Source organism: Photobacterium iliopiscarium (assembly GCF_003026395.1).
Taxonomy (GTDB): domain Bacteria; phylum Pseudomonadota; class Gammaproteobacteria; order Enterobacterales; family Vibrionaceae; genus Photobacterium; species Photobacterium iliopiscarium.
Genome location: NZ_PYOO01000002.1, coordinates 194,573 through 216,522, shown reverse-complemented (window position 1 = coordinate 216,522; position 21,950 = coordinate 194,573). Strand labels below are relative to the sequence as shown.

Here is a 21,950-nt window from a genome sequence, read left to right as displayed (position 1 = left end):
ACAGTGAGGTTACGAACGAGATAGGGAATCTACTATTAGCGCGTTGTAGCATTATTGTTTTCGTTGATTTTGTAGCATATTTTCATAGGCATCTTTAATGCTCAATGAGGTGGTGAATAGATCACGGATAGCTCATGCTTCGCTTTCGAGATGACGAAGAATAACCCGCGTTATTTGTTGCTGAAATATAGCAATTAATTTCAGCCACTTTTTACAGTGACGACAAAACTCACCCCGTCATTCCCTACAGTGAGGTTACGAACGAGATAGGGAATCTACTATTAGCATGTCGTAGTGTTACTATTTGCGTTGATGTTTAGGCATATTTTCACTGGCATCTTTAATGCTCAATGGCGTGGTGAATAGATCACAGATAGCTCAAATGAAGTCGGGCACTGAAAATAACCCATCAGTAATAACCCGATAAACCCTCAGCAAATACGTCAGTTACCTTCATAACAGAATATCACTAACTGAGTACAGGCTAAATAAGCTAAAATGACAGCAATTATTTTAGTTTTGAGCCTGTATATTAATGACCACTATTACAACACCAGCCAACTTTGCAGAACTTGGCCTTGTTTCACCTTTGTTAGCACGATTAACGGAGCTGGAATATCAACAGCCAACGCCTATTCAAGCACAAGCTATTCCGAGTGTATTAGCGGGACGTGACTTAATTGCGGGTGCAAATACAGGTTCAGGTAAAACGGCAACATTTGCTTTGCCGTTGTTACAACAGTTGCATCAAACTAAAGCTACTGAAAATAAGAATGCGAAGGGTAACTATGTTTCAGGGCTTGTTTTAGTTCCAACCCGTGAGCTAGCAAAACAAGTTGCAGATAGCATTAAATCTTATGCGACCCATTTTAACGGCGCAATTAAAACTGTTGCTGTATTTGGTGGTGTATCAGCCAATACTCAAATGCTAGCCTTACGTGGTGGCACGGATATTTTAGTGGCGACACCGGGTCGATTATTAGATTTGATTTCAAGTAACGCGATTAAGCTTGATCGGGTTAAAACCTTAGTGCTTGATGAAGCTGACCGTATGTTAAGTCTTGGTTTTACTGAAGAATTATCATCATTATTAGCATTGTTACCTAAAAAGAAGCAAACGCTATTATTCTCAGCAACGTTTCCTGAGCAAGTAAAGACATTAACTCAAGAATTACTTAATGATCCAGTTGAGCTTCAATTACAAAGTGTTGATGCAAGTACGCTCGTACAACGTGTTTTTACCGTTAATAAAGGCGAAAAAACCGCAGTGTTAGCGCATTTAATTAAAGAAAACCAGTGGCGCCAAGTGCTGATTTTTGTGAATGCTAAAAACAGTTGTGAGCACCTAGCGGATAAACTTTCTCGACGTGGTATTTGTGCTGAAGTATTCCACGGTGATAAAGGTCAAGGTGCACGTACGCGTGTGTTAGAAGCGTTTAAATTAGGTGATATTGAAGTATTGATTGCAACGGATATTGCCGCTCGTGGTCTTGATATTGAAAAGCTACCTGTTGTGATTAACTTTGATTTACCGCGTAGCCCAGCAGATTACATGCACCGTATTGGTCGTAGTGGTCGTGCGGGTGAAGTTGGTTTAGCATTATCACTGATTGATTATGAAGATAGCCATCACTTTAAAGTTATCGAGAAAAAAAATAAAATTCGACTTGAGCGTGAACAAGTTGCCGGTTTTGAAGTTGATGAGTCAGAAGCCTTATTAGCGGCAGAAAAGCCAATGGCAAAACCTGAAGGCACAGGTAAAAAGAAACGTAAAAATAAAGCTGCACCCGTTGATGATTTTTGGTCATAAGACTGATTATTAGATTGATAACAGACTGGCATAATGGCTTGAGCTAAACATAAAAATCCCTCGTTATCACTAACGAGGGATTTTTTATGATTGTGAATAATGATTTAAAGACGAATGGCTTAGTTCAGTCGAGCTGCCATTGCTTGTGATTTATCAGCCGTCATAACAAAGTGTAGTGTTCCACCTGCTTTGATTTCACTGTGCTCAAAGCTATTAAAGACATCCAGTGGCTTACCGTTAATCAGCACTGATTTCACATACTTATTGTCACTGCTGTTATTATCCGCTGTGATAGTGAAATCGCCCGTTGGTAGTTTGATTGTTACTTCATCAAAAATAGGGCGACCAATGGTGTAGGTTGGATCCGTTGGTGTGACCTGATAGAAGCCCATTGCCGACATAATGTACCATGCTGACATTTGACCTACGTCTTCATTACCAATTATGCCGTCTGGGGTTGGCTTGTAGAATTCCTTATAAACTCTATCGAGGTATTCTTGGGTTTTCCAAGATTCATTGGTACGGTTGTACAAGTAAATCACGTGGTGCGATGGCTCATTACCATGAATATATTGACCAATAAAACCCGTCATATCTTGGTGGTTCTCACCGCCATCAGTATCGGCTGTGAATAAGTCATTCAACTTAGTGTTAAACCCTTCTGTGCCTCCCATAACCTCGGTTAATTTGTCAATATCTTGCATGAACGTCCATTGCCATTGCCATGCATTACCTTCGGTATACCAATAAGCATCAGAGCTATATGGATTAAAGGTATCGGAAGCGAATTCTTTTTCACAACTGTTTAGTTTTACAGGTACAAAGAAGCCTGCTTCTTTATCCCAATGATTTAAAGACCAATAAGCGCGATCGTTAAACTCTTTATAAGCGGCGTCATCACCGGCTACTTTTGCCATTTGAGCAATCGTCCAGTCATAATATGAAAACTCTAATGCATAAGAGACTGAGTTCCAGTTAGGTAAACCAACGCACTTATCGCGTTCGTAATAACTTAACTGACCGGCCATTACGGCTTGCAAAGTATGGTCTGGAATTTGAGGGAAGTCATACGGACGGTAATACGCTGATTTCTTCGCTGCTTCTAAGGCATCTTTAGCATCAACATCAAGCCCTTTGACGACTGCATCACCAATAATAGCGGTGGCCGGATAACCAATCATGGTACCCGTTTCTTCACCATAACCTTCCCACTTTGGCAATAATCCTGTTTCTTGTGATTTGCGGATCAAGTCATTGGCTAAGTCAGTTGCATGTTGTGGATTGGTGATGGTGAGCAGTGGATGAACAGCACGGAAAGTGTCCCATGTTGAATAAACAGAATAGTTTTTATAACCGTCTGCTTGGCGAACTCCACCTAGTAGGTCACGGTAACGACCATCAACGTCTTGGTATTCAACCGGGGCAATCATCGCGTGATACATCGCAGTGTAGAAGTTGGTTTTTTCAGCCTCAGAGCCGCCTTTTACTTGAACCGTCGCAAGCTCTTTCGCCCATGCTAACTCTGCGTTAGCTTTAACATTCGCAAAATTATAGGTTGGTGTTTCTGCTTCTAAGTTCTTTTGTGCGCCGTCCCAATCGACAGGGGAGAGTGCAACTCGCATTTCAATCGGTTGATCACCTTTACCAAAATCTAAATAGGTGATTTGTTGTTTATTTGGACTATTGATTGAGCCATATACTGCGCCCATTTGCATGTTCATTGCATCACCACCATCACGGGCAATCATGGCATGAGCAATTGGCTGATTAAATTGGGCGTAGAAGAAAATATCTTGGCCTTGGAACCACCCTGTAGAAACGCGACGACCACGAATAGTGTATTCATCAACTAACTCGACACGGTTTTGTAATGACTCTCCATTGTTAGCTGCGAGTGTGTGCGCAAGATCGAGTTTGATTTTACGATCAGCCCCTTGTTTATAGGTATAACGATGGATACCGACGCGGGTAGTCGTGGTTAATTCTGCTTTAATGTTGCCATTGTTTAGTACCACCGAGTAATAACCAGGTGATGCGATTTCCGTTGCTTTATTAAAGGCATTATTCTCACTGTTGGCGATATCTGAATATGGTAATACCAGAATGTCACCAAGATCCGTCGCACCAGTACCCGATAGGTGGGTATGGGAGAAACCATAAATATTTAAGTCGGTTGCTAATACATCCCCTGCAACATAATCACTCGCATCCCAATAACCAGATGCTGAATGCCATGGGTTTTGACCTGACTCAGTATCTGTATTCGTCCCTTTAAAGGTATCTGGGCTTAATTGGACCATACCACGAGGCACAACAGCGCCTGGGAATGTATGTCCAGATGCAGCAGTACCAATCATTGGATCGATATATTTTAATACTGCCATATTAATAATTGGTGTTGCTGGCAAGCTAGTATCAGGCGTGGGGATTGTAGGTTGATTATTGTTGTCGTTGTTACACCCAAATAAACCGAAGGATAATACCAAAGAGATAGCAATTGGAGTCAATTTAAACGTCATAATGTTCCACCTAGCAAATATGTAGCGCAGGAATATTCACATCGACCAAGAGGCAATATTCTGGAGCACTAAGAGTAATAAGAAGCTGCGTTTATTGCATAGTAAGGAGGAAGAGCTATTACAGTAAGATGAGAAAACGACCATTTACTGGACTTTTGTACCAATTAAATTGAAACGTGATACTGCTTCATGGGCTTTTTTCGTGAAATAATGTTTCCTTGATGAACTATATTGTTCTTGTGGGTAAACAATAGAATGATTGTTTTGCGATCTGCTTCATATTCTTGTAGATAAGTTGCAATGTTTTTTCAATACTTGTTTTAGATCAAATAGATTTTAAAATCAAAGGCGTAAAAATACCTAAGACGTATCTTGAGTTAAGTGTCATTAAATAAATCTGTTTTATCAAATAAGATCGATTTGATAATGAATATTTGAAAAATAAGGTAAGTTATTATGAGCAGTGCATTTTACATTCCAAGTGTTAATTTTATGGGTGCAGGTTGTTTAACAGAAGCCGCTGATGCAGTTAAAGCGCACGGTTTTAAAAAAGCATTAATAGTAACTGATAAAGTATTAAACGAAATTGGTGTTGTTAACCAAGTTGCCATGCTATTAACTGAGCGTGGAATTGATTCAGTTGTTTACGCTGGTACTCAACCAAACCCAACCATTACTAATGTTGATCAAGGTTTAACACTGTTAAAAGATAACGGCTGTGACTTTGTTATTTCATTAGGTGGTGGCTCTCCTCACGATTGTGCAAAAGGTATTGCATTGTTAGCCGCGAATGGTGGTCAGATTGGTGATTACGAAGGTGTTGACCGTTCTGCAAAACCACAACTACCTGTTGTAGCCATTAATACCACTGCGGGTACAGCTTCTGAAATGACTCGTTTCTGTATTATTACAGATGAAGCACGTCATATTAAAATGGCCATTGTTGATAAGAACACGACGCCGCTAATGTCAGTTAATGATCCGAAATTAATGCTAGCAAAACCTGCATCATTAACCGCTGCAACGGGTATGGACGCATTAACTCACGCTATTGAAGCTTATGTTTCTATTGCTGCTACACCAATCACAGATGCCGTTGCTATTAAAGCAATAGAACTGATTGAAGCCAATTTACGTACCGCTGTTAAAGATGGTCAAAACTTAAATGCACGTGAGCAAATGGCTTATGCACAATTTATGGCTGGTATGGCATTTAACAATGCATCGCTAGGTTATGTTCATGCAATGGCGCACCAGTTAGGCGGTTTTTATAATCTTCCGCACGGCGTATGTAACGCTGTATTGTTGCCACATGTTCAACGTTATAACGCACAAGTTTGTCCTGAGCGTTTACGTGATGTTGCAGCTGCAATGGGTGTGAATGTGAGTGAAATGACACCACAGCAAGGCGCAGATGCTGCCATTGATGCAATCATGGCACTATCTCAAGATGTAGGTATTCCTGCTGGCTTAAAAGATCTTAATGTGAAAGCTGAAGATGTTTCATTGTTAGCTGATAATGCACTAAAAGATGCGTGTGGTTTTACTAATCCTAAGCAAGCAACGCATGAAGAAATTTCACAAATCTTTATGGCTGCAATGTAATCGCTCATTGTTAGTGAAACAAGATTAGCAACATATAATGAATAAAAAAACGCCTCACTAGTTGAGGCGTTTTTGTTTTTATGATTAAGCTATTATTGATTTATTATCAGTATATTAGCCGTATTATAATAATGGACTAAACATATAGAAGAAGCGTTCACCAAATTTATTACGTACTGAACGTTTTTCCCATTGTTCTTTATCTACAGGCTCTGAATCGGCAATGTAACTTTGCTGCAATTGGCTCAGTTTATGGGTGAACTCAAGATTATCCACCGCCATTGTGACTTCAAAATTAAGCCATAAACTGCGCATATCAAGGTTAACCGTACCGATTAAGCAGTGAGTATCATCAATCACCACTGATTTAGTGTGTAATAAACCGCCATGAAAACGGTGAATATGCACGCCTGATTTTAATAAATCACTAAAGAAAGAACGACTTGCCCATTCAACCATGGTCGAATCGTTTTTATCGGGTAGTACAATATGAACATCAATATTACGCTCAGCGGCACCTTTCATTGCATGCAATAAGTGTTCACTTGGCACAAAGTAAGGCGTGGTAATAACAATACTTTTCTTTGCTTGATAAATACTTAATAGCAACACCTGATGAATAATGTCATCAGGCATACCCGGACCTGAAGGGATCACTTGTACAGTGTCATACTCTGGTTCATCTTCTGTTGGTATCTGGCAAGTAGGTAATGGGGGTAAAAATCGCTGTCCCGTTTCCACTTCCCAATCCCATGCTTGAATACAATTAAGTACTGAAACCGTAGGACCACTGATTCTCACCATGACATCAACCCACTGACCGACACCTGCATCGACTTTAAAGAAGGCAGGATCAACTAAGTTCATTGAACCGGTATAGGCAATATTGTCATCAATAACGACTATTTTACGGTGTTGACGTAAATCTAAGCGGCGTAAGAACATACGGAACGGTGAAACGGCAAGAGCTTCGACAAGATCAATACCTGCCCCCCGAATTAATTTTGGCCAGTGAGAGCGGAAGAATCGCATACTACCGGCTGAATCAAGCAATACTCGAATTTTAATGCCGCGTTTTGCGGCTTTAATCAGGGCAACACCGACTTCATCAGCAAGACCGCCCGGATACCAAATATAGAATTCTAGATGAATCGAATGTTGAGCATTATTAATATCATTAATAAGTGCTCGTAAAATCTCATCGGTTGATGATTTTAATGACAGGTGATTACCGATTAATCCGGGTAAGCCAAAACGGTTCTCACACAGATCGTTGATTGGTTTTGCCACATCACTCATCTTTTGAGGCATGTGATCGGGGCAATCAGTTAGGCATTGAAACCAGCTTTGAAAGGGAAAAAACATTTCACGAGCACGTTCAGCCCGTTTTTTACCGAGATTCAGTTCGCCAAATAATAGATAAGCAATAACACCGCCAATAGGGACGATATAAATGATCATCATCCAAGCGAGAGACACGCCAACAGCTCGGCGTTTGAAGACGACGCGTACAGTGACCGCGGCAATTAACAGCCAATAGGCGAAAATGCCGATCCACGTTAAGACTTGATAAAACTGTTCCATCGAATGACTTCATCAATATATAAATACAATTTGTATGTATAGTGCATTGAAATGGAAAAAAAACCTAATATTCAGTGCTCTTTAATGCTTATGTTGAATGATCAAGGTTATTTTTGAGGAGGCGTTATCACTTTGACATAAAAAAACAACCCAATAATAATGACTAATATCACTGTAGGTTATTGTATTTGAATCTGATTAAATGCTCATGATAGGTAGGTTATTAACGACAAGACTTTTCTTTTTTGAGTGGCTGGTTATACTCGCGCCATCTTTGTACCGTAAAGGCGTTATTTGCATTATGTTTGATCTTGTTTACCAGCACACTGATTTCTTAATTATTAATAAACACCCCGGGATCAGTGTTCATAAAGATGATAATGATCAGCCATTACTGGCCGCTGTTGCCGAGCAAACAGGTGATGAAAAACTGTATCTCATTCATCGACTTGATAAAATGACTTCAGGGTTATTGTTACTTGGGCGTAATAAAACGGCAGCTGCTGCATTATGTGCTAATTTTGCTGAGCGTCGAGTTGAAAAGTTTTATGTGGCGATTGCGACGAAAAAGCCAAAGAAAAAACAAGGTGTTGTGATTGGTGATATGACCCGTTCACGTCGAAGTAGTTGGAAATTAGAAACCACTAAAGTTAACCCTGCGATTACGCAGTTTTTTTCTACTGCTGGTGGTGAAGGACGCCGTATCTTTTTATGTAAACCCCATACAGGTAAAACCCATCAAATTCGCGTGGCATTGCGTAGCGTTGGTTCAGGTATTACAGGTGATGATATTTATGGTAATGAAGCGGCAGATCGCGGTTATTTACATGCTTATGGTTTACGTTTTCCTTACCAAGGTGAGCTACAACAATTTTTATGTCCGCCTAGTATCGGAGAATTATGGTCAACAGCTGAGGCTCAGCAAGCTTTTACTGAATGGCAGCAGCCTTGGACGCTATCATGGCCAGTGTTAGCCTGTAAAAAATAGCAGAGAGGGTTAATATAGTAACCGTTGGCTTGTAACTGATGATATTATCAGCAATTGATTGGTAAAACGTGGATGCGCATTTCTTTTTGGTATTGATAAATTATACAATGTTGAAGAATGTATTAGTTAGAGGTTTACAATGCGCAGTGCTCATTCACGTACGCTGAAAATGCGAGTTTCTCAGCAAAAACGTCAATCACATCATCGTCGAAATCGTGCTCAACAATATTTAATATTACCTGAAACTACCCCGCGTCATTTCATTTCATCATCAGCAACATTGACACTACATTCCACGAGTTTACTTGATTATTCAGCTGAATATGTCTTACGCGCTAAACCTGAGTAAATGATTCTATTTTATCCTGCGGTTGGTATTCTGGGGCGCAACGTATAGAATAGCCCGCCTTAATTGACTACTTTGAATGATGTTATGGAAATTAGCGCTTTACCTACTTTAGAAGCCCATTTATTAACGGCTTTAACAACGCCTCCGTCAGAAGTTCGCCGATTGTTTCATGGCCGCGGTCGCTGTTGGCTAGGACTTGAACAAATCACCGTTGATTGGCTTCAAGGGCAAGTACTGGTTTCCTTATTCAAAGAACCTGATGCTGATTTTATGCAAGCATTGACGGATTTGTTGACAGCATTAACGCAAACAGAGACTTGGCAAGCAAGCGGTGCGCGTTCTTTATTACTGCAACACCGTGATCGTCAAGGTTCACCAATGGATGTTTTGTGGGGACAAAGCTCTGATTATCAAGATGTCATTGAAAGTGGATTAACCTACAAATTAGATTTAGGCCGCAATCAAAATAACGGTCTATTTCTTGATATGCGTTATGGTCGTGATTGGGTGCGTGAGCATGCCGCAGGTAAACGAGTGTTGAACTTATTTGCTTACACTTGTGGTTTTTCTGTGGCAGCCATTGCGGGTGGCGCAGACTATGTGGTTAATCTTGATATGGCAAAAGCGGCTTTAAGTCGCGGGCGTGATAATCACCACCTCAATAACCATGATTTAAAGAAAGTAAGTTTCTTAGGCCATGAGTTATTTAAGTCATGGGGTAAAGTACGCAAGATGGGTCCTTATGATTTAATCATTATTGATCCACCATCATTTCAAAAAGGCAGTTTTGCGCTGACCAAAGATTATCAAAAGATTTTACGTCGTTTGCCTGAATTATTAACTGCGAAAGGTGTTGTTTTAGCCTGTGTTAATGATCCAACGTTAACCAGTCAATTTTTGATTGATGGCATGGCTGCGGAAGCGCCAGATATGGTGTTCTCTCATCGCTTAGAAAACCCCGCTGAATTTAAAGATATTGAACTAGAAGCAGGGCTTAAAGCCTTAGTTTTTGAGCGTCAGAGCTAAGTTTATAGCGATGATATAAACCGCTAAAATAAGAATCCCTTATCGACTCTACTATTTTTAGTTAAGAGTAAGTAAGGGATTTTTTTGTCTAAAATTAATAGATATTTGTTTATTATAATGAATTACATGACCTTTATTGTAGTGGTTATGTTGCGTTTTTGTGGCTGGTGATAAATACTAAAATAAGTAGTTAACAATAAAGCGAATTGATTAAATTGTCAGTGCAAGGGGTGCACTCAATATAAATACATTAAGGATGTGTAGTTATGTTTAAATCGTTCTTTCTGGATCGTCGATGGTTTTTATGGTCGATTGTCGGTAGTGCCGTTATTTTATATGTCACTTGGTATAAAGTTCAGATAGATGTAGAAGTGAATCAATGGTTTGGTAGTTTTTATGATCTTATTCAAAAGGCATTAGCCAAACCCAATGCCGTAACGTTTGATGAATTTCTAGCAGGTTGTATTGAGTTTTTCAATATTGTGTCTGTGTATATTATTATTGCGGTTATTCTCGATTTCTTTGTTCGCCATTATGTTTTTCGTTGGCGTACCGCAATGAATAATTATTATATGAAGCATTGGGATAAAATTAGCCATATTGAAGGGGCATCACAACGGGTTCAAGAAGATACAATGCGCTTTGCTCGTATCGTTGAAAGCCTTGGTGTGAGCTTTATGCGATCTTTAATGACGTTGGTTGCGTTTTTACCTATTCTTTGGACGTTAAGTGAAAATGTTACCGAGTTACCGTGGATAGGCAGTGTCGATCGATCGTTGGTGTATTTAGCCATTATTTCGGCATTATTTGGAACGGTATTATTGGCGATTGTTGGTATTCGTTTACCGGGCTTAGAATTTAAAAATCAAAAAGTAGAAGCCGCTTATCGTAAAGAGTTAGTGTTTGGGGAAGATAATCCACAGCGAGCAAAACCAGAAACAGTGAAAGACCTCTTTTTTAATGTTCGTAAAAATTACTTTAATCTTTATCGCCATTATTTATATTTTGATATCGCAAAATGGTCATATATTCAATATACCGTGATTGTGCCTTATATCGCACTGGGTCCTGCTATTATTTCTGGCGCATTAACATTGGGTGTATTACAACAGATACTCAGAGCGTTTGGGAAAGTAGAAGAATCGTTTCAATTTCTGGTGCACTCATGGAGTACGATTGTTGAATTAATGTCGATTTATAAACGGCTACGTGCATTTGAAGTGCAAATTAATGATGCAATTAATGTTGAAACTATTTCTGTTGAATAATGGCTTATTATGAAGAAATAAAAAACCCTAACCAGCAATATTGACATTATAAAATGGTCGGTTGCGGGTTAGGGATTTCTTGGGTATTGCACATTGGTTATTTTAACGAGTCGCAATATTCTTCTGAAATGGTTTGTGATACTAATTGTCGACCACTAACATCACGGATAGTGATTAAATAATTCACCCCATGTTTAAACAGTGGTATTAATTCAGCGTTATTACAGTAATTGGCACTGGCTGTTTTTATCGCTGTTGTGGGTTTTACACGTCCATTACCACCATAAATGATGTTGAGTTTTACCGTGTTTTTACTCGCATAAGCTTGAGTGATTTGGTAAGCATCTATTTTTGGGTAAGGTGCTTTACTATCAATCGCTGCTGCGCGTGATTGTGCTAACGATTCAGCAGCCATTTGTTGGTCGTGTGACGCACAGCCACCAAGGACAAATAGACCGATTGTCGCGATAAGCCATTTTTTTGTTGTAGTTTGATTCACTGGTTGATCCTGAATAAATTTAAGGTAAAACTTTTTTGAAGGGTTTAACAATAACATTGGCGTAGACACCAGCATCAATATACGGGTCAGTATTTGCCCATTGTTGTGCTTGTTCTAGTGACTCAAATTTAGCAATAACCGTTGAACCAGTAAAACCTGCCTCGCCTGGGTTTTCATTATCAATCGCAGGCATTGGTCCTGCGACTAATAAGCGTTGTTGTTGTTGGAGCTCTTTTAGGCGAGCTAGATGTTGTTCACGTACGCTCATGCGGCGCTCTAAACTGTTTTCAACATCTTGAGAAAAAATCACATACCACATTGTTGGCATTCCCTATTTAGTTATGGTTTAAACAATGAATTATTATTCGTGTTGTTTTTAGTATGTCACCATACTAACTAAATATTGAACATGGACAAGTAGATTTAAATAAATAATAAAAAGCACCAACCTTAGTTAGTGCTTATTAAGTGCATTTTTATTTTAGGGGATTATTGTGTGACTTCAATCTTACGTGGACGACCTTCGCTGTTAATTGCGACATAATTAAATGTCGCTTCACAGACGCGGTAACGTTCACCGATGCCATCAACAGCAACAGGTTTTACCCACACCTCTAAGCCGACACTCATTGATGTATTTCCTATACGTTTACATTCACCGTAACAGCAAACAACATCACCAACGCCAACTGGGGCTTTAAATTCTATTTTATCAACCGAAACGGTGACGACTCGGCCACGAGAGATCTCTTTGGCTAAAATAGCACCCGCTAAATCTAGTTGCGACATGATCCAACCACCAAAAATATCACCATTTGCATTGGTGTCGGCAGGCATCGCTAATGTGCGTAGTAGAAGCTGTCCACGAGGGATATTGTTTTCAGTAGTCATCAGTTATACAACTTTATTTATCATCAGGGCTTTTTGGTAAGTGGCGATAAATATAGCCACCCGTCGCGAAGGTAAAGAGTAATGTTAGTCCTAACAAGCCAAATACCTTGAAATCCACCCAAACATCAAGCGGAAAATTGAATGCAATATAGATGTTTACAATAGCACAAACAACAAAAAATATTGTCCATGCTAAATTGATACGTAACCAAACGTTCTCTGGCAGCGTCATCTCTTTGCCGAGCATCGATTTAATTAATGGTTTATGCATCAATTGGCTTACAAGTAATGCGAGAGCAAATAAACCATAAATGATGGTTACTTTCCATTTAATGAAGTTTTCATCATGTAAAAACAGCGTTAAACCACCAAAGATAGCCACCATAGCAAAAGTGATTAACTGCATTTTTTCTATTTTTTTATAGATAAACCATGTCACGATCAATTGGATTGCTGTCGTGATAATTAATGCGCCTGTTGCGACAAAAATACCATTAGTTTTAAATAATACAAAAAAGATCAGTAATGGAATAAATTCTATAATTTGTTTCATTGATACCAACTCATTAAAGATAATTAGCAGGAGTATACCTGTTCCACGGTATTAATGAAAAAATCGATTTATATAAGGGGGAGTGATACCGCTGTCACCATATTTCTTCAATGACAGCGGTTGATAGCGGATTGTAGGTTAATGATGTGTTGCTGCTTTCATATTGGTTATAAATGTACTTAGTGTACTGAGTAATGTTGGATGGTCATCAACATGGTTTTCAATGATTTTAACGATGGCTGAACCTGAAATAGCCCCAGCAGCACCTGCTTTAATGGCTTCCTTTACTTGTTCTGGGGTTGAAATACCAAAACCGAGTAACGCTGGTGGCGCATTATGAGCTTTTAATGCGGCTAATAATGGCTCAATCGGCATTTCTGCTTTCGTTTCCGCACCTGTGACGCCAGCGCGTGAAAGTAGGTAAGTATAACCACCGCTAAGCTCTGAGACTGTTTTTAAGGTTGTAGCATCAGCATTAGGTGGCGCAATAAAGATAGGGTGAATCCCGTGAGCTTCTGCTGCAACTCTAAATTCAAGTGACGCATTAACAGGTACATCAGCAATTAATACTGAGTCAACCCCAGCATCAGCACAACGACGATAAAAATTATCAATACCTGTAGCGAATACTAAATTGGCATACATCAGTAATCCAATCGGTAATTGAGGATATTTAGCGCGAATCTGAGTGAGCATTTCAAAACAAACAATGGGGGTGGTTTGGGCTGTAAGAGCTCGAATATTGGCCCCTTGAATCGTTGGGCCATCAGCTAAAGGATCTGAAAAAGGGATCCCCAACTCTAAGGCATCAGCCCCTGCGGCAACTAAAGTATCAATAATATCCATTGAGCGTTGTGGCGTTGGATCACCAAGGGTAACAAAAGGGACAAATGCACCTTCATTACGGGCATTCAATTGAGTAAATAAATTGTGGTAGCGATCCATTATAAAACTCCTTTTGCCGTTAAAATATCGTGCACAGTGAAAATGTCTTTATCGCCTCGGCCTGAAAGGTTAACCACCAGTAATTGTTCTTTTTCAGGTTCATCTGCAATTATTTTTAGTGCATAAGCCAATGCATGTGCAGATTCAAGTGCTGGAATAATGCCTTCTTTACGGGCTAATAGTTGAAATGCATCTAATGCTTCATCGTCGGTAACAGCACCGTATTCTGCACGACCAATCGCATTAAGATGCGCGTGTTGTGGGCCAACAGAAGGGAAATCTAACCCTGCTGAAATTGAATATGACTCTTCAACCTGACCATGTTCATCTTGCATTAGCGGTGCTTTCATACCAAAGAAAATACCAAGTTTTCCGTGTTTCAATGGCGCGCCATGCATGTTGGTATCTAACCCTTTTCCAGCAGGCTCAACGCCAATTAAACGGACACTACTTTCTTCGATAAAATCAGCGAACATACCAATTGCATTTGATCCGCCACCGACACAAGCAATAACCGCATCGGGCAAACGGCCTTCTTTTGCAATAATTTGGGTTTTTGTTTCTTCACCAATGATTTTTTGAAATTCACGCACGATGGTTGGGAATGGGTGAGGACCGGCGGCGGTTCCTAATAGATAATGGGCTTTGTCATAGCTAGCAGACCAATCGCGCATCGCTTCATTACACGCATCTTTTAAGGTTGCTGAACCTGACGTTACAGGAATAACCGTCGCGCCCATTAATTTCATTCTAAATACATTGGGACTTTGACGTTCAATATCTTTCGCGCCCATATAAATGCGACACTTTAACCCGAGTAAAGCACACGCTAATGCTGTTGCAACCCCGTGTTGACCCGCGCCTGTTTCTGCGATGATTTCAGTTTTACCCATGCGTTGTGCCAGTAATGCTTGGCCCAATACTTGATTAGTTTTATGCGCGCCACCATGAAGAAGATCTTCACGCTTTAAATAAAGCTTGGTCTTTGTGCCTTGGGTTAAATTTTGGCACAAGGTTAACGCTGTTGGTCGTCCTGCATAGTCTTTTAATAACGTTATAAATTGCAGCTGAAAGTCGGGATCTTGTTGAGCTTCAATAAAAGCATCTTCAAGTTGGTCTAAGGCTGGTACTAGAATTTGAGGGACATATTGACCACCAAATTCACCAAAGTAGGCATTCAATTTACTCATGATTATTTATTGTCCTTAATATGTTTGATTGCCGTAAAGGCTGCCGCTAATTTATGGGGATCTTTTTTACCCGGTGCGCTTTCTACACCGGAATTTAAATCTAAGCCGCTAAAACCAAGCGAGGCGGCATGGTGTACATTATCTGGGTTGAGCCCACCAGCAAGTAAGCTGTTTGATCTGTTTTCTGGTGTAATTAAAGACCAATCAAAGGTGATACCTGTGCCTCCACTTTTGCCTTCGACTTTACTGTCAAACAGGTGCTTGTCGACTGACCATTGAGTAAGATCTGGTACGCTATCAGTGATGGCGTGGGCTTTCCATATTTGGCAGTTAGCCGGTAATTGCTCACGTAATTGCGCAATATATTGTGGTGATTCATTGCCGTGTAATTGCACCGCAGCCAAGGCTAAAGTTGTTGCGGTAGTCACAATGTCTGTCAATGGGCTGTTTTGAAATACACCGACAAAATTAAGTGGAACGGAGGCGGTAACCGCTAAAGCGTGGTCGAGATCAATAGCTCGTGGTGATGATGGTACGAAAATCAAACCCCCATAGGTTGCCCCTTGTTGATAAGCCTGATGAGCATCTTCATTTGAGGTTAACCCGCAAACTTTATGTTCACCAAATAAGACTTTTCGAACCGCTAAATCAAGGTTATCAGCTGCCATTAATGAACTACCAATTAAAAAACCATTGGCATAAGGCGAGAGTTCACGTACTTGCTGGTGGGTATAAATCCCTGACTCAGAAATAACAATTGTGCCTTTAGGTAAATTGGGCGCGAGCTGTTTAGTTCGATTTAGATCAATACTTAAATCGCGTAAATTACGGTTGTTAATACCGACGACTTTTGCCTTGAGTGTGATGGCGCGCGTGAGTTCAGCTTCATTACTTACTTCGGTTAAAATACCGAGTTGGAGTGATTCAGCCACAGCGGCAAGCGTTTGGTATTGTTCATCATCCAGTACAGATAACATCAATAAAATCGCATCTGCTTGATAATGACGCGCCAAATAAACTTGGTAGCTATCAATCATAAAGTCTTTACATAATACTGGTTGGGTAACTTGACTGCGTACCTTCGGTAAAAACTCAACATTGCCTTGAAAATATTTCTCGTCAGTTAATACTGAAATAGCACTGGCGTATTGGTTATAAACCATCGCAATATCATCTAAATTGAAATCTTCTCTAATTAAGCCTTTTGACGGTGATGCCTTTTTACATTCAAGAATAAAAGCAGGGCGATGGCACCCATGTTGATCTGTATTGGCAAGCGCGTGGTAGAAATCACGATCGCTAGGCGTAAGCTGGTGGCGAAAACTGGCGAGTGGTTGCGCTTCTTTGCGGGCATCGACCCAGATTTTTTTATCCGCGATAATTTTAGCAAGGACTGTTTCCATGATTAACCTCGTGCTGCCAGTTGTTCTACAAGTTGATACGCGTTACCTGAACGCATGATGGTGATTGCGAGTTGAGTATTTTCTTTAAGATCCTGATGGCCAAAAAGGCGCAATAAGAGTGCAACATTAACAGCGACGGCACCTTCTTGCGCGGGTGTTCCTTTACCCGTTAGAATATGTTCAATGAGGGTACGGTTCTCATCCGGCTCACCGCCACGAATGGCTTCTAAAGGATAGCTTTTGAGCCCAAAGTCAGCCGGAGTAAGAGTGTATTCGGTGATCACCCCATCAATAATTTCAGCCACATGGGTTTCACCATGAATGGCAACTTCATCAAGTCCGCTACCATGTACCACCGCAGCACGTTTTAATCCCATTGTTGCTAAGGTTTCAGCAATAGGGCGAACCAAAGCGATATCATAAACCCCCATTAATTGAATATTAGGTTTGGCAGGGTTAATTAATGGGCCTAAGACATTAAAAATAGTGCGCGTTTGTAATGTTTGTCGTACCGGCATCGCATGACGTACGCCACCGTGATATTCAGGCGCAAATAGAAAACAGATCCCAAGCTCATCTAATGCTTGGCGTGCTGTTTGGGCTGGCATGGTTAAATTAATCCCAAATTTATCTAATAAATCGGATGATCCTGATTTGCTTGATACGCCACGGTTGCCATGTTTAGCCACTTTTACACCACAGGCAGCAGCGACAAAGGCGGCGGTAGTAGAAATGTTGATGGTATTAGCGCCATCGCCACCCGTACCAACAATATCTGCGAAATCATAATCTGGTCGGGGAAAAGGGCTGGCATTTTTAACCAGTGCTTTAGCTGCGCCTGCAATTTCTGCGGGGGTTTCACCTTTAATTTTTAAGGCTGTTAATACGGCTGATAATACAATCGGCTCAACTTCTCCATTGATGATCGCATCAAAGAGAACATGGCTTTCTTCTTCGCTCAAGGGATGTTGGGCGTAGAGTTTGTCAGCGAGTTTAGAAATAGTAGCGTTCATCATCTTCCTTAATGGGTATTTAGGCATGTGGTGGGTGCTTTGATAACCCAAGCCAGTGTATGAGTAAGTAGTTCTGCGCCTTGAGTAGTAAGGATAGATTCTGGGTGAAATTGAAAGCCACAGACTTTGTCGTGTTCATTAACGACCGCCATCACTAATCCATTTACATCAGCAATCGTTTCAAGGCTAGCAGGAACATGGGTTGCGACTAAAGAATGATAACGGGCGACGGTGAGTGGGCTGGCAAGTTGACCAAAAACAGGGTGCTGGTTGTGGGTTATCATTGCGGCTTTACCATGCACGATATCGCCAGCGCCGGCGACGGTGCCACCATAAGCTTCAATAATCGCTTGATGACCGAGGCAAATACCTAACATTGGGATTTTGCCTTTGACGCGTTGAATAAGTTCAGGCATGCATCCCGCATCAGCTGGTGCGCCAGGGCCTGGTGATAACACTAATACCGGATTTTTATGTTCAAGTAATGCGTGTTCGATTTGTTGCGCTGATAAATGATTACGATAAATCGTGACGGGAAAACCCAGACTTCGAAATTGATCAACAAGGTTATAAGTAAAGGAATCAAAGTTATCTAACAATACAATATGGGCATTATGGTGATTTTTCGTGATGGTCATCTTGTGCTCCTTAACCTTGATGGGCGTGACGAATGGCATTGATTACCGCTTGTGCTTTCGATTTGGTTTCATCTGTTTCGGCTTGTGGTATGGAGTCATAAACCACCCCTGCACCTGCTTGAACACTGGCGATACCGTTTTCGACATAAGCAGAACGGATCACAATGCAGGTATCCATATCCCCATGTCCTGTAATATAACCAACCGCACCGCCATAGCTTCCACGGCGACGTTGTTCAACTTCACGGATAAGTTGCATGGCTCTAATTTTAGGTGCGCCCGTTAAGGTACCCATGTTCATACAAGCTTGATAAGCGTGCAGGGCATCAAGATCATGGCGCAATTGGCCCACGACTCGCGACACTAAATGCATCACATGGCTATAACGATCAACATGTAATAAATCAGCTACGTGGCGGCTTCCTGCTTGGCTAATACGGGCGACATCATTGCGGGCTAAATCAACCAGCATCATATGTTCAGCATTTTCTTTGGTGTCACAACGAAGTTCTAGTTCGATACGCGTATCGAGATCGAGATTAATTGAACCATCTTTGTTTTTGCCGCGCTGACGTGTACCTGCAATAGGGTAGATTTCAACTTGGTTAGATTGGGTACAATATTTCAATGCACTCTCTGGCGAGGCACCAAATAAGGTAAAGTCAGTATCATGCAGATAAAACATATACGGACTTGGGTTACCAATTTTTAATGCTTTATACGCGTTAAGCGGCGAGGGACACGGCAGCTTAAATTGTCGAGATGGCACAACTTGAAACACATCACCTCGAATAACAAATTGTTTTAGGGCGGCAACGGTTTGGCTGAAGTCATGATCCGTTATCGTTGGAACGGGGACACAAGCGGTGATAGCGGGTGCAACGGGCAATGACTGAGGATTAAGACAACGGGTTTTAAGTGTGTCTAAACGGTGTTGAATATCATCCGCAATTGACGGGGTATTATGCTCAAACAAGGTTGCTTGTAAGTGTGCTTGTTGGTGTTGATGATCAATAATCAACAATGTTTCAGCGATATAGAAAATATAATCAGGACAGCTATTATCCGCATCAACGGCGATAAGTGGTTCAAAGTCAGCCACTAAATCATAAGCAAATAAGCCACCAATGAATAATGCATCGCGAGGATGGTTTTCGGTATCAAAGGCATGTTGAATTAGCCGTAACGCATCAAAAGATGAGGTTTGGCGTAGGCGAGAGTCTTCATCTAACGTCTGAACATGGGTTGGAAAATGTAAGCGCAGCGTATCAGCATTATAGATCGCTTTAATATCAGACTTGAGATGGCTGTTGAGAACATGCAGGATGCGTTGACCATTGTCAGACAGAGCTTCTAATATAACCTCTTTGCCACGACAAACTATCCGCACGGCGGCATCAATCAATAATAAGCTTTTAAGATCTTGTTTCGAATCGACTTCGGCTGATTCTAATAATAGATGGCAAGGGCTATCACCACACAGTGTAAAATAAGCATCAGTAGGGTCAGCCATATAAGGTACATCGAGGTTAAGTACCTTAATTTGATGTTGATTTTCTGGTGTTGTGTTATCGATATGCGATCCAATAGAGTGAGTTGTCACAGCGTTCTCCCTGCCGTTTGTACTAATGCGATCCTGCTTTTATTATTCGATAGTGGCGTAAACTGATCATTTGAGCAAGATTAGTTTTTTACTTTTACCGATAATTTTTAACAAAATGCCTTGTGATGTTTTATTTTAGTCAAGTTGATAATAATCAATGTATTGGGTGGTTATCATTCATGTTGTTATGACTAAAAAAAATCATTATATAATGATGGGCTTGAGTAAAAGTACCAAATGTTACTGTCTTTTACTGTTTCTATAACATGGCTTGCCATTCGTAAATAATCAAGAAAGGCGGTCGTTGGATACTAATTTGCTGTAACATGACGTTATCCTATTTGTCTGCTGCTATATCCAAGGCTTACCAAGGTATCAGGTATATAGCAGTGAATTGGTTTAAACTAGCTAAAGGCGATGATGATAAAAGCAAATATCATTCCTAGTAATTGCGTACTAGTAAACTAGTTCATAAAAACAAAGTCAAGAAGTAAAAGTTATGTTGTTTGATTTACATTGTCATACTACAGCGTCAGACGGCCGCTTATCGCCGCAAGATCTTGTTCGACGTGCCGTGGATATGCGGGTTGATGTGTTGGCAATTACCGATCACGATACGATTAATGGGCTTGCACAAGCGCATGCCGTTATTGAACAAGAACAATTACCGATTACGTTAATTAATGGTATTGAGATATCAACGGTGTGGCAAAACTTTGATATTCATATCGTTGGGCTTAATATAGATCCCAATCATCCTGAGTTAATTTCATTTATTAGCGCCCAAGCCGAACACCGACTTGAACGTGCAAAAGAGATTGGCGCACGGTTAGAAAAAAATAAGATGCCAGGCGCTTTTGACGGTGCAATGGCATTAGCGGGCGACGCGTCGATTACGCGTGCGCATTTTGCTCGTTGGTTGGTTGAACAAGGTTATGCCAAAACTATGCAAGCGGTGTTTAAGAAATTCTTAACCCGAGGCAATCCTGGTTATGTGCCACCAAGTTGGTGCTCAATTGCTGATGCCGTGACGGTGATCCATGCTGCTGGTGGCCAAGCTGTTATTGCTCATCCCGGTCGTTACCAAATGACGGCAAAATGGATAAAGCGCTTAATTCAGCACTTTATTGAAGCAGAAGGCGACGGCATTGAAGTTGCTCAACCTCAGCAAGCACCGCAAGAACGACGTACTTTTGGGGATTACGCCATTGAATATAATTTACTCGCTTCACAAGGGTCTGATTTTCATTATCCATCCCCATGGACCGAATTAGGCCGTAATTTGTGGTTACCGAAAGATGTGGTGCCGTTATGGCAAGATTGGACGGTAGAGAAAAAGCGGGTTGAGGTAGAAATAACCACGGAGTTATCTGCCTCAAAGGAGGATAAATGAGTCAATTTTTTTATGTGCATCCGGAAACACCTCAAACGCGTTTAATTAATCAAGCGGTTGATATTATTAAAAATGGTGGTGTTGTTGTTTATCCTACCGACTCAGGTTATGCCTTGGGTTGTCAAATGGAAAACAAACAAGCGCTAGAGCGTATTTGCCAAATACGACGTTTAAACGATAAGCATAACTTTACCTTGTTATGCCGTGATTTATCTGAGCTGTCGCTTTATACTCGGGTTGATAATATTGCGTTTCGTTTATTACGAAATAATACCCCAGGTGCTTATACCTTTATTTTTAAAGGTACCAAAGAAGTCCCACGTCGATTGATGAACGCTAAGCGTAAAACGATTGGTATTCGTGTTCCCGATAACAATATTGCTTTAGCATTACTTGAAGCCTTGGGTGAACCGATGATGTCGACCAGTTTGATTCTTCCGGGTAAAGAGACCACAGAAGCAGATCCTGATGAGATTCGTGACCAATTAGAGCACGCTGTCGATCTTATTATGCACGGTGGTTATCTCAGTGAGCAGCCAACAACCGTTATCGATTTTAGTGACGGCAATATTGATATTGTACGTATTGGCGCTGGTGATATTACGCCGTTTGAATAAAACCGTTTAATTTCGGCCATAATTATATTGTTGTTATATGCATTTTTATAAACGTA

Annotated in this window: 20 protein-coding genes; 8 read left to right on the top strand and 12 right to left on the bottom strand. The window is 40.7% G+C overall.

Going from position 1 to position 21,950, the window contains the following annotated elements; genetic code table 11:
* Positions 1-535: 535 nt before the first annotated feature.
* Positions 536-1,810, top strand: coding sequence for a DEAD/DEAH box helicase (locus tag C9J51_RS04285; protein ID WP_045039329.1), 1,275 nt, complete (start codon positions 536-538; stop codon positions 1,808-1,810).
* A 119-nt stretch (positions 1,811-1,929) separates the two neighbouring features.
* On the opposite strand, the gene C9J51_RS04280 is transcribed toward C9J51_RS04285, so the two are convergent.
* Positions 1,930-4,329 carry a GH92 family glycosyl hydrolase gene (locus C9J51_RS04280; protein WP_045039330.1) on the bottom strand — a complete coding sequence of 800 codons (2,400 nt, stop codon included), beginning with the start codon at positions 4,327-4,329 and terminating at the stop codon, positions 1,930-1,932.
* Between the two features lie 456 nt (positions 4,330-4,785).
* Between C9J51_RS04280 and yiaY the strand changes: the two genes are divergently transcribed.
* The gene (gene yiaY, locus C9J51_RS04275; RefSeq protein WP_045035673.1) at positions 4,786-5,934 is read left to right on the top strand and encodes an L-threonine dehydrogenase; all 1,149 of its coding nucleotides are present in this window, start codon (positions 4,786-4,788) and stop codon (positions 5,932-5,934) included.
* Positions 5,935-6,057: 123 nt separating this feature from the next.
* On the opposite strand, the gene cls is transcribed toward yiaY, so the two are convergent.
* On the bottom strand, positions 6,058-7,518 hold the full coding sequence (gene cls, locus C9J51_RS04270) for a cardiolipin synthase (protein WP_045039331.1): 1,461 nt from the start codon (positions 7,516-7,518) through the stop codon (positions 6,058-6,060).
* Between the two features lie 301 nt (positions 7,519-7,819).
* On the opposite strand from cls, the gene C9J51_RS04265 reads away from it, so the two are divergent.
* From C9J51_RS04265 to sbmA, 4 genes are all read left to right on the top strand, one after another.
* Complete coding sequence (locus C9J51_RS04265) at positions 7,820-8,506, top strand: TIGR01621 family pseudouridine synthase (protein WP_045035671.1); 687 nt, start codon at positions 7,820-7,822, stop codon at positions 8,504-8,506.
* A gap of 139 nt (positions 8,507-8,645) precedes the next feature.
* Positions 8,646-8,855 carry a hypothetical protein gene (locus C9J51_RS04260; RefSeq protein WP_045035670.1) on the top strand — a complete coding sequence of 70 codons (210 nt, stop codon included), beginning with the start codon at positions 8,646-8,648 and terminating at the stop codon, positions 8,853-8,855.
* 84 nt (positions 8,856-8,939) lie between these two features.
* Positions 8,940-9,881: a class I SAM-dependent methyltransferase gene (locus tag C9J51_RS04255; RefSeq protein ID WP_045035669.1), complete on the top strand. Its 942-nt coding sequence runs from the start codon at positions 8,940-8,942 to the stop codon at positions 9,879-9,881.
* 266 nt (positions 9,882-10,147) lie between these two features.
* Positions 10,148-11,149: a peptide antibiotic transporter SbmA gene (sbmA, locus tag C9J51_RS04250; protein ID WP_052667768.1), complete on the top strand. Its 1,002-nt coding sequence runs from the start codon at positions 10,148-10,150 to the stop codon at positions 11,147-11,149.
* Positions 11,150-11,246: 97 nt separating this feature from the next.
* On the opposite strand, the gene gspS2 is transcribed toward sbmA, so the two are convergent.
* The 10 genes from gspS2 to C9J51_RS04200 all read right to left on the bottom strand — a co-directional run bounded on the left by gspS2 (position 11,247) and on the right by C9J51_RS04200 (position 19,794).
* Positions 11,247-11,648 carry a type II secretion system pilot lipoprotein GspS-beta gene (gene gspS2 / locus C9J51_RS04245; RefSeq protein WP_045039397.1) on the bottom strand — a complete coding sequence of 134 codons (402 nt, stop codon included), beginning with the start codon at positions 11,646-11,648 and terminating at the stop codon, positions 11,247-11,249.
* A 19-nt stretch (positions 11,649-11,667) separates the two neighbouring features.
* The gene (locus tag C9J51_RS04240; protein WP_045039332.1) at positions 11,668-11,967 is read right to left on the bottom strand and encodes a YciI family protein; all 300 of its coding nucleotides are present in this window, start codon (positions 11,965-11,967) and stop codon (positions 11,668-11,670) included.
* A 170-nt stretch (positions 11,968-12,137) separates the two neighbouring features.
* The gene (gene yciA, locus C9J51_RS04235; protein ID WP_045035667.1) at positions 12,138-12,539 is read right to left on the bottom strand and encodes an acyl-CoA thioester hydrolase YciA; all 402 of its coding nucleotides are present in this window, start codon (positions 12,537-12,539) and stop codon (positions 12,138-12,140) included.
* Positions 12,540-12,552: 13 nt separating this feature from the next.
* Positions 12,553-13,092, bottom strand: a complete 540-nt coding sequence (locus tag C9J51_RS04230) for a septation protein A (RefSeq protein ID WP_045035666.1) — start codon at positions 13,090-13,092, stop codon at positions 12,553-12,555.
* A 138-nt stretch (positions 13,093-13,230) separates the two neighbouring features.
* Positions 13,231-14,037 carry a tryptophan synthase subunit alpha gene (gene trpA, locus C9J51_RS04225; RefSeq protein WP_045039333.1) on the bottom strand — a complete coding sequence of 269 codons (807 nt, stop codon included), beginning with the start codon at positions 14,035-14,037 and terminating at the stop codon, positions 13,231-13,233.
* On the bottom strand, positions 14,037-15,227 hold the full coding sequence (gene trpB / locus C9J51_RS04220) for a tryptophan synthase subunit beta (RefSeq protein WP_045039334.1): 1,191 nt from the start codon (positions 15,225-15,227) through the stop codon (positions 14,037-14,039). Before trpB ends, trpA begins: the two co-directional genes overlap by 1 nt.
* Positions 15,228-15,229: 2 nt before the next feature.
* The gene (trpCF, locus tag C9J51_RS04215) at positions 15,230-16,630 is read right to left on the bottom strand and encodes a bifunctional indole-3-glycerol-phosphate synthase TrpC/phosphoribosylanthranilate isomerase TrpF (protein WP_045035663.1); all 1,401 of its coding nucleotides are present in this window, start codon (positions 16,628-16,630) and stop codon (positions 15,230-15,232) included.
* A 2-nt stretch (positions 16,631-16,632) separates the two neighbouring features.
* Complete coding sequence (gene trpD, locus C9J51_RS04210; protein WP_045039335.1) at positions 16,633-17,643, bottom strand: anthranilate phosphoribosyltransferase; 1,011 nt, start codon at positions 17,641-17,643, stop codon at positions 16,633-16,635.
* Positions 17,644-17,651: 8 nt separating this feature from the next.
* Complete coding sequence (locus C9J51_RS04205; protein ID WP_045039336.1) at positions 17,652-18,281, bottom strand: aminodeoxychorismate/anthranilate synthase component II; 630 nt, start codon at positions 18,279-18,281, stop codon at positions 17,652-17,654.
* 10 nt (positions 18,282-18,291) lie between these two features.
* Positions 18,292-19,794, bottom strand: a complete 1,503-nt coding sequence (locus C9J51_RS04200; protein WP_244907435.1) for an anthranilate synthase component 1 — start codon at positions 19,792-19,794, stop codon at positions 18,292-18,294.
* Positions 19,795-20,383: 589 nt separating this feature from the next.
* Between C9J51_RS04200 and rnm the strand changes: the two genes are divergently transcribed.
* Together rnm and C9J51_RS04190 are read left to right on the top strand one after the other, a co-directional pair.
* Positions 20,384-21,277: an RNase RNM gene (rnm, locus tag C9J51_RS04195; protein WP_045035659.1), complete on the top strand. Its 894-nt coding sequence runs from the start codon at positions 20,384-20,386 to the stop codon at positions 21,275-21,277.
* On the top strand, positions 21,274-21,894 hold the full coding sequence (locus tag C9J51_RS04190; RefSeq protein ID WP_045035658.1) for an L-threonylcarbamoyladenylate synthase: 621 nt from the start codon (positions 21,274-21,276) through the stop codon (positions 21,892-21,894). The genes rnm and C9J51_RS04190 overlap by 4 nt, the downstream gene beginning before the upstream one ends.
* Positions 21,895-21,950: the final 56 nt, after the last annotated feature.

Excerpts from the sequence above, each read along its gene's own strand:
- yiaY (WP_045035673.1), top strand. The coding sequence starts at position 4,786 with ATGAGCAGTGCATTTTACATTCCAAGTGTTAATTTTATGGGTGCAGGT.
- trpA (WP_045039333.1), bottom strand. The coding sequence starts at position 14,037 with ATGGATCGCTACCACAATTTATTTACTCAATTGAATGCCCGTAATGAA.
- cls (WP_045039331.1), bottom strand. The coding sequence starts at position 7,518 with ATGGAACAGTTTTATCAAGTCTTAACGTGGATCGGCATTTTCGCCTAT.
- rnm (WP_045035659.1), top strand. The coding sequence starts at position 20,384 with ATGTTGTTTGATTTACATTGTCATACTACAGCGTCAGACGGCCGCTTA.
- yciA (WP_045035667.1), bottom strand. The coding sequence starts at position 12,539 with ATGACTACTGAAAACAATATCCCTCGTGGACAGCTTCTACTACGCACA.
- trpB (WP_045039334.1), bottom strand. The coding sequence starts at position 15,227 with ATGAGTAAATTGAATGCCTACTTTGGTGAATTTGGTGGTCAATATGTC.
- trpD (WP_045039335.1), bottom strand. The coding sequence starts at position 17,643 with ATGAACGCTACTATTTCTAAACTCGCTGACAAACTCTACGCCCAACAT.
- C9J51_RS04205 (WP_045039336.1), bottom strand. The coding sequence starts at position 18,281 with ATGACCATCACGAAAAATCACCATAATGCCCATATTGTATTGTTAGAT.
- C9J51_RS04285 (WP_045039329.1), top strand. The coding sequence starts at position 536 with ATGACCACTATTACAACACCAGCCAACTTTGCAGAACTTGGCCTTGTT.
- C9J51_RS04265 (WP_045035671.1), top strand. The coding sequence starts at position 7,820 with ATGTTTGATCTTGTTTACCAGCACACTGATTTCTTAATTATTAATAAA.
- C9J51_RS04230 (WP_045035666.1), bottom strand. The coding sequence starts at position 13,092 with ATGAAACAAATTATAGAATTTATTCCATTACTGATCTTTTTTGTATTA.
- C9J51_RS04255 (WP_045035669.1), top strand. The coding sequence starts at position 8,940 with ATGGAAATTAGCGCTTTACCTACTTTAGAAGCCCATTTATTAACGGCT.
- sbmA (WP_052667768.1), top strand. The coding sequence starts at position 10,148 with ATGTTTAAATCGTTCTTTCTGGATCGTCGATGGTTTTTATGGTCGATT.
- C9J51_RS04240 (WP_045039332.1), bottom strand. The coding sequence starts at position 11,967 with ATGTGGTATGTGATTTTTTCTCAAGATGTTGAAAACAGTTTAGAGCGC.
- C9J51_RS04200 (WP_244907435.1), bottom strand. The coding sequence starts at position 19,794 with ATGGCTGACCCTACTGATGCTTATTTTACACTGTGTGGTGATAGCCCT.
- C9J51_RS04260 (WP_045035670.1), top strand. The coding sequence starts at position 8,646 with ATGCGCAGTGCTCATTCACGTACGCTGAAAATGCGAGTTTCTCAGCAA.
- C9J51_RS04190 (WP_045035658.1), top strand. The coding sequence starts at position 21,274 with ATGAGTCAATTTTTTTATGTGCATCCGGAAACACCTCAAACGCGTTTA.
- trpCF (WP_045035663.1), bottom strand. The coding sequence starts at position 16,630 with ATGGAAACAGTCCTTGCTAAAATTATCGCGGATAAAAAAATCTGGGTC.
- C9J51_RS04280 (WP_045039330.1), bottom strand. The coding sequence starts at position 4,329 with ATGACGTTTAAATTGACTCCAATTGCTATCTCTTTGGTATTATCCTTC.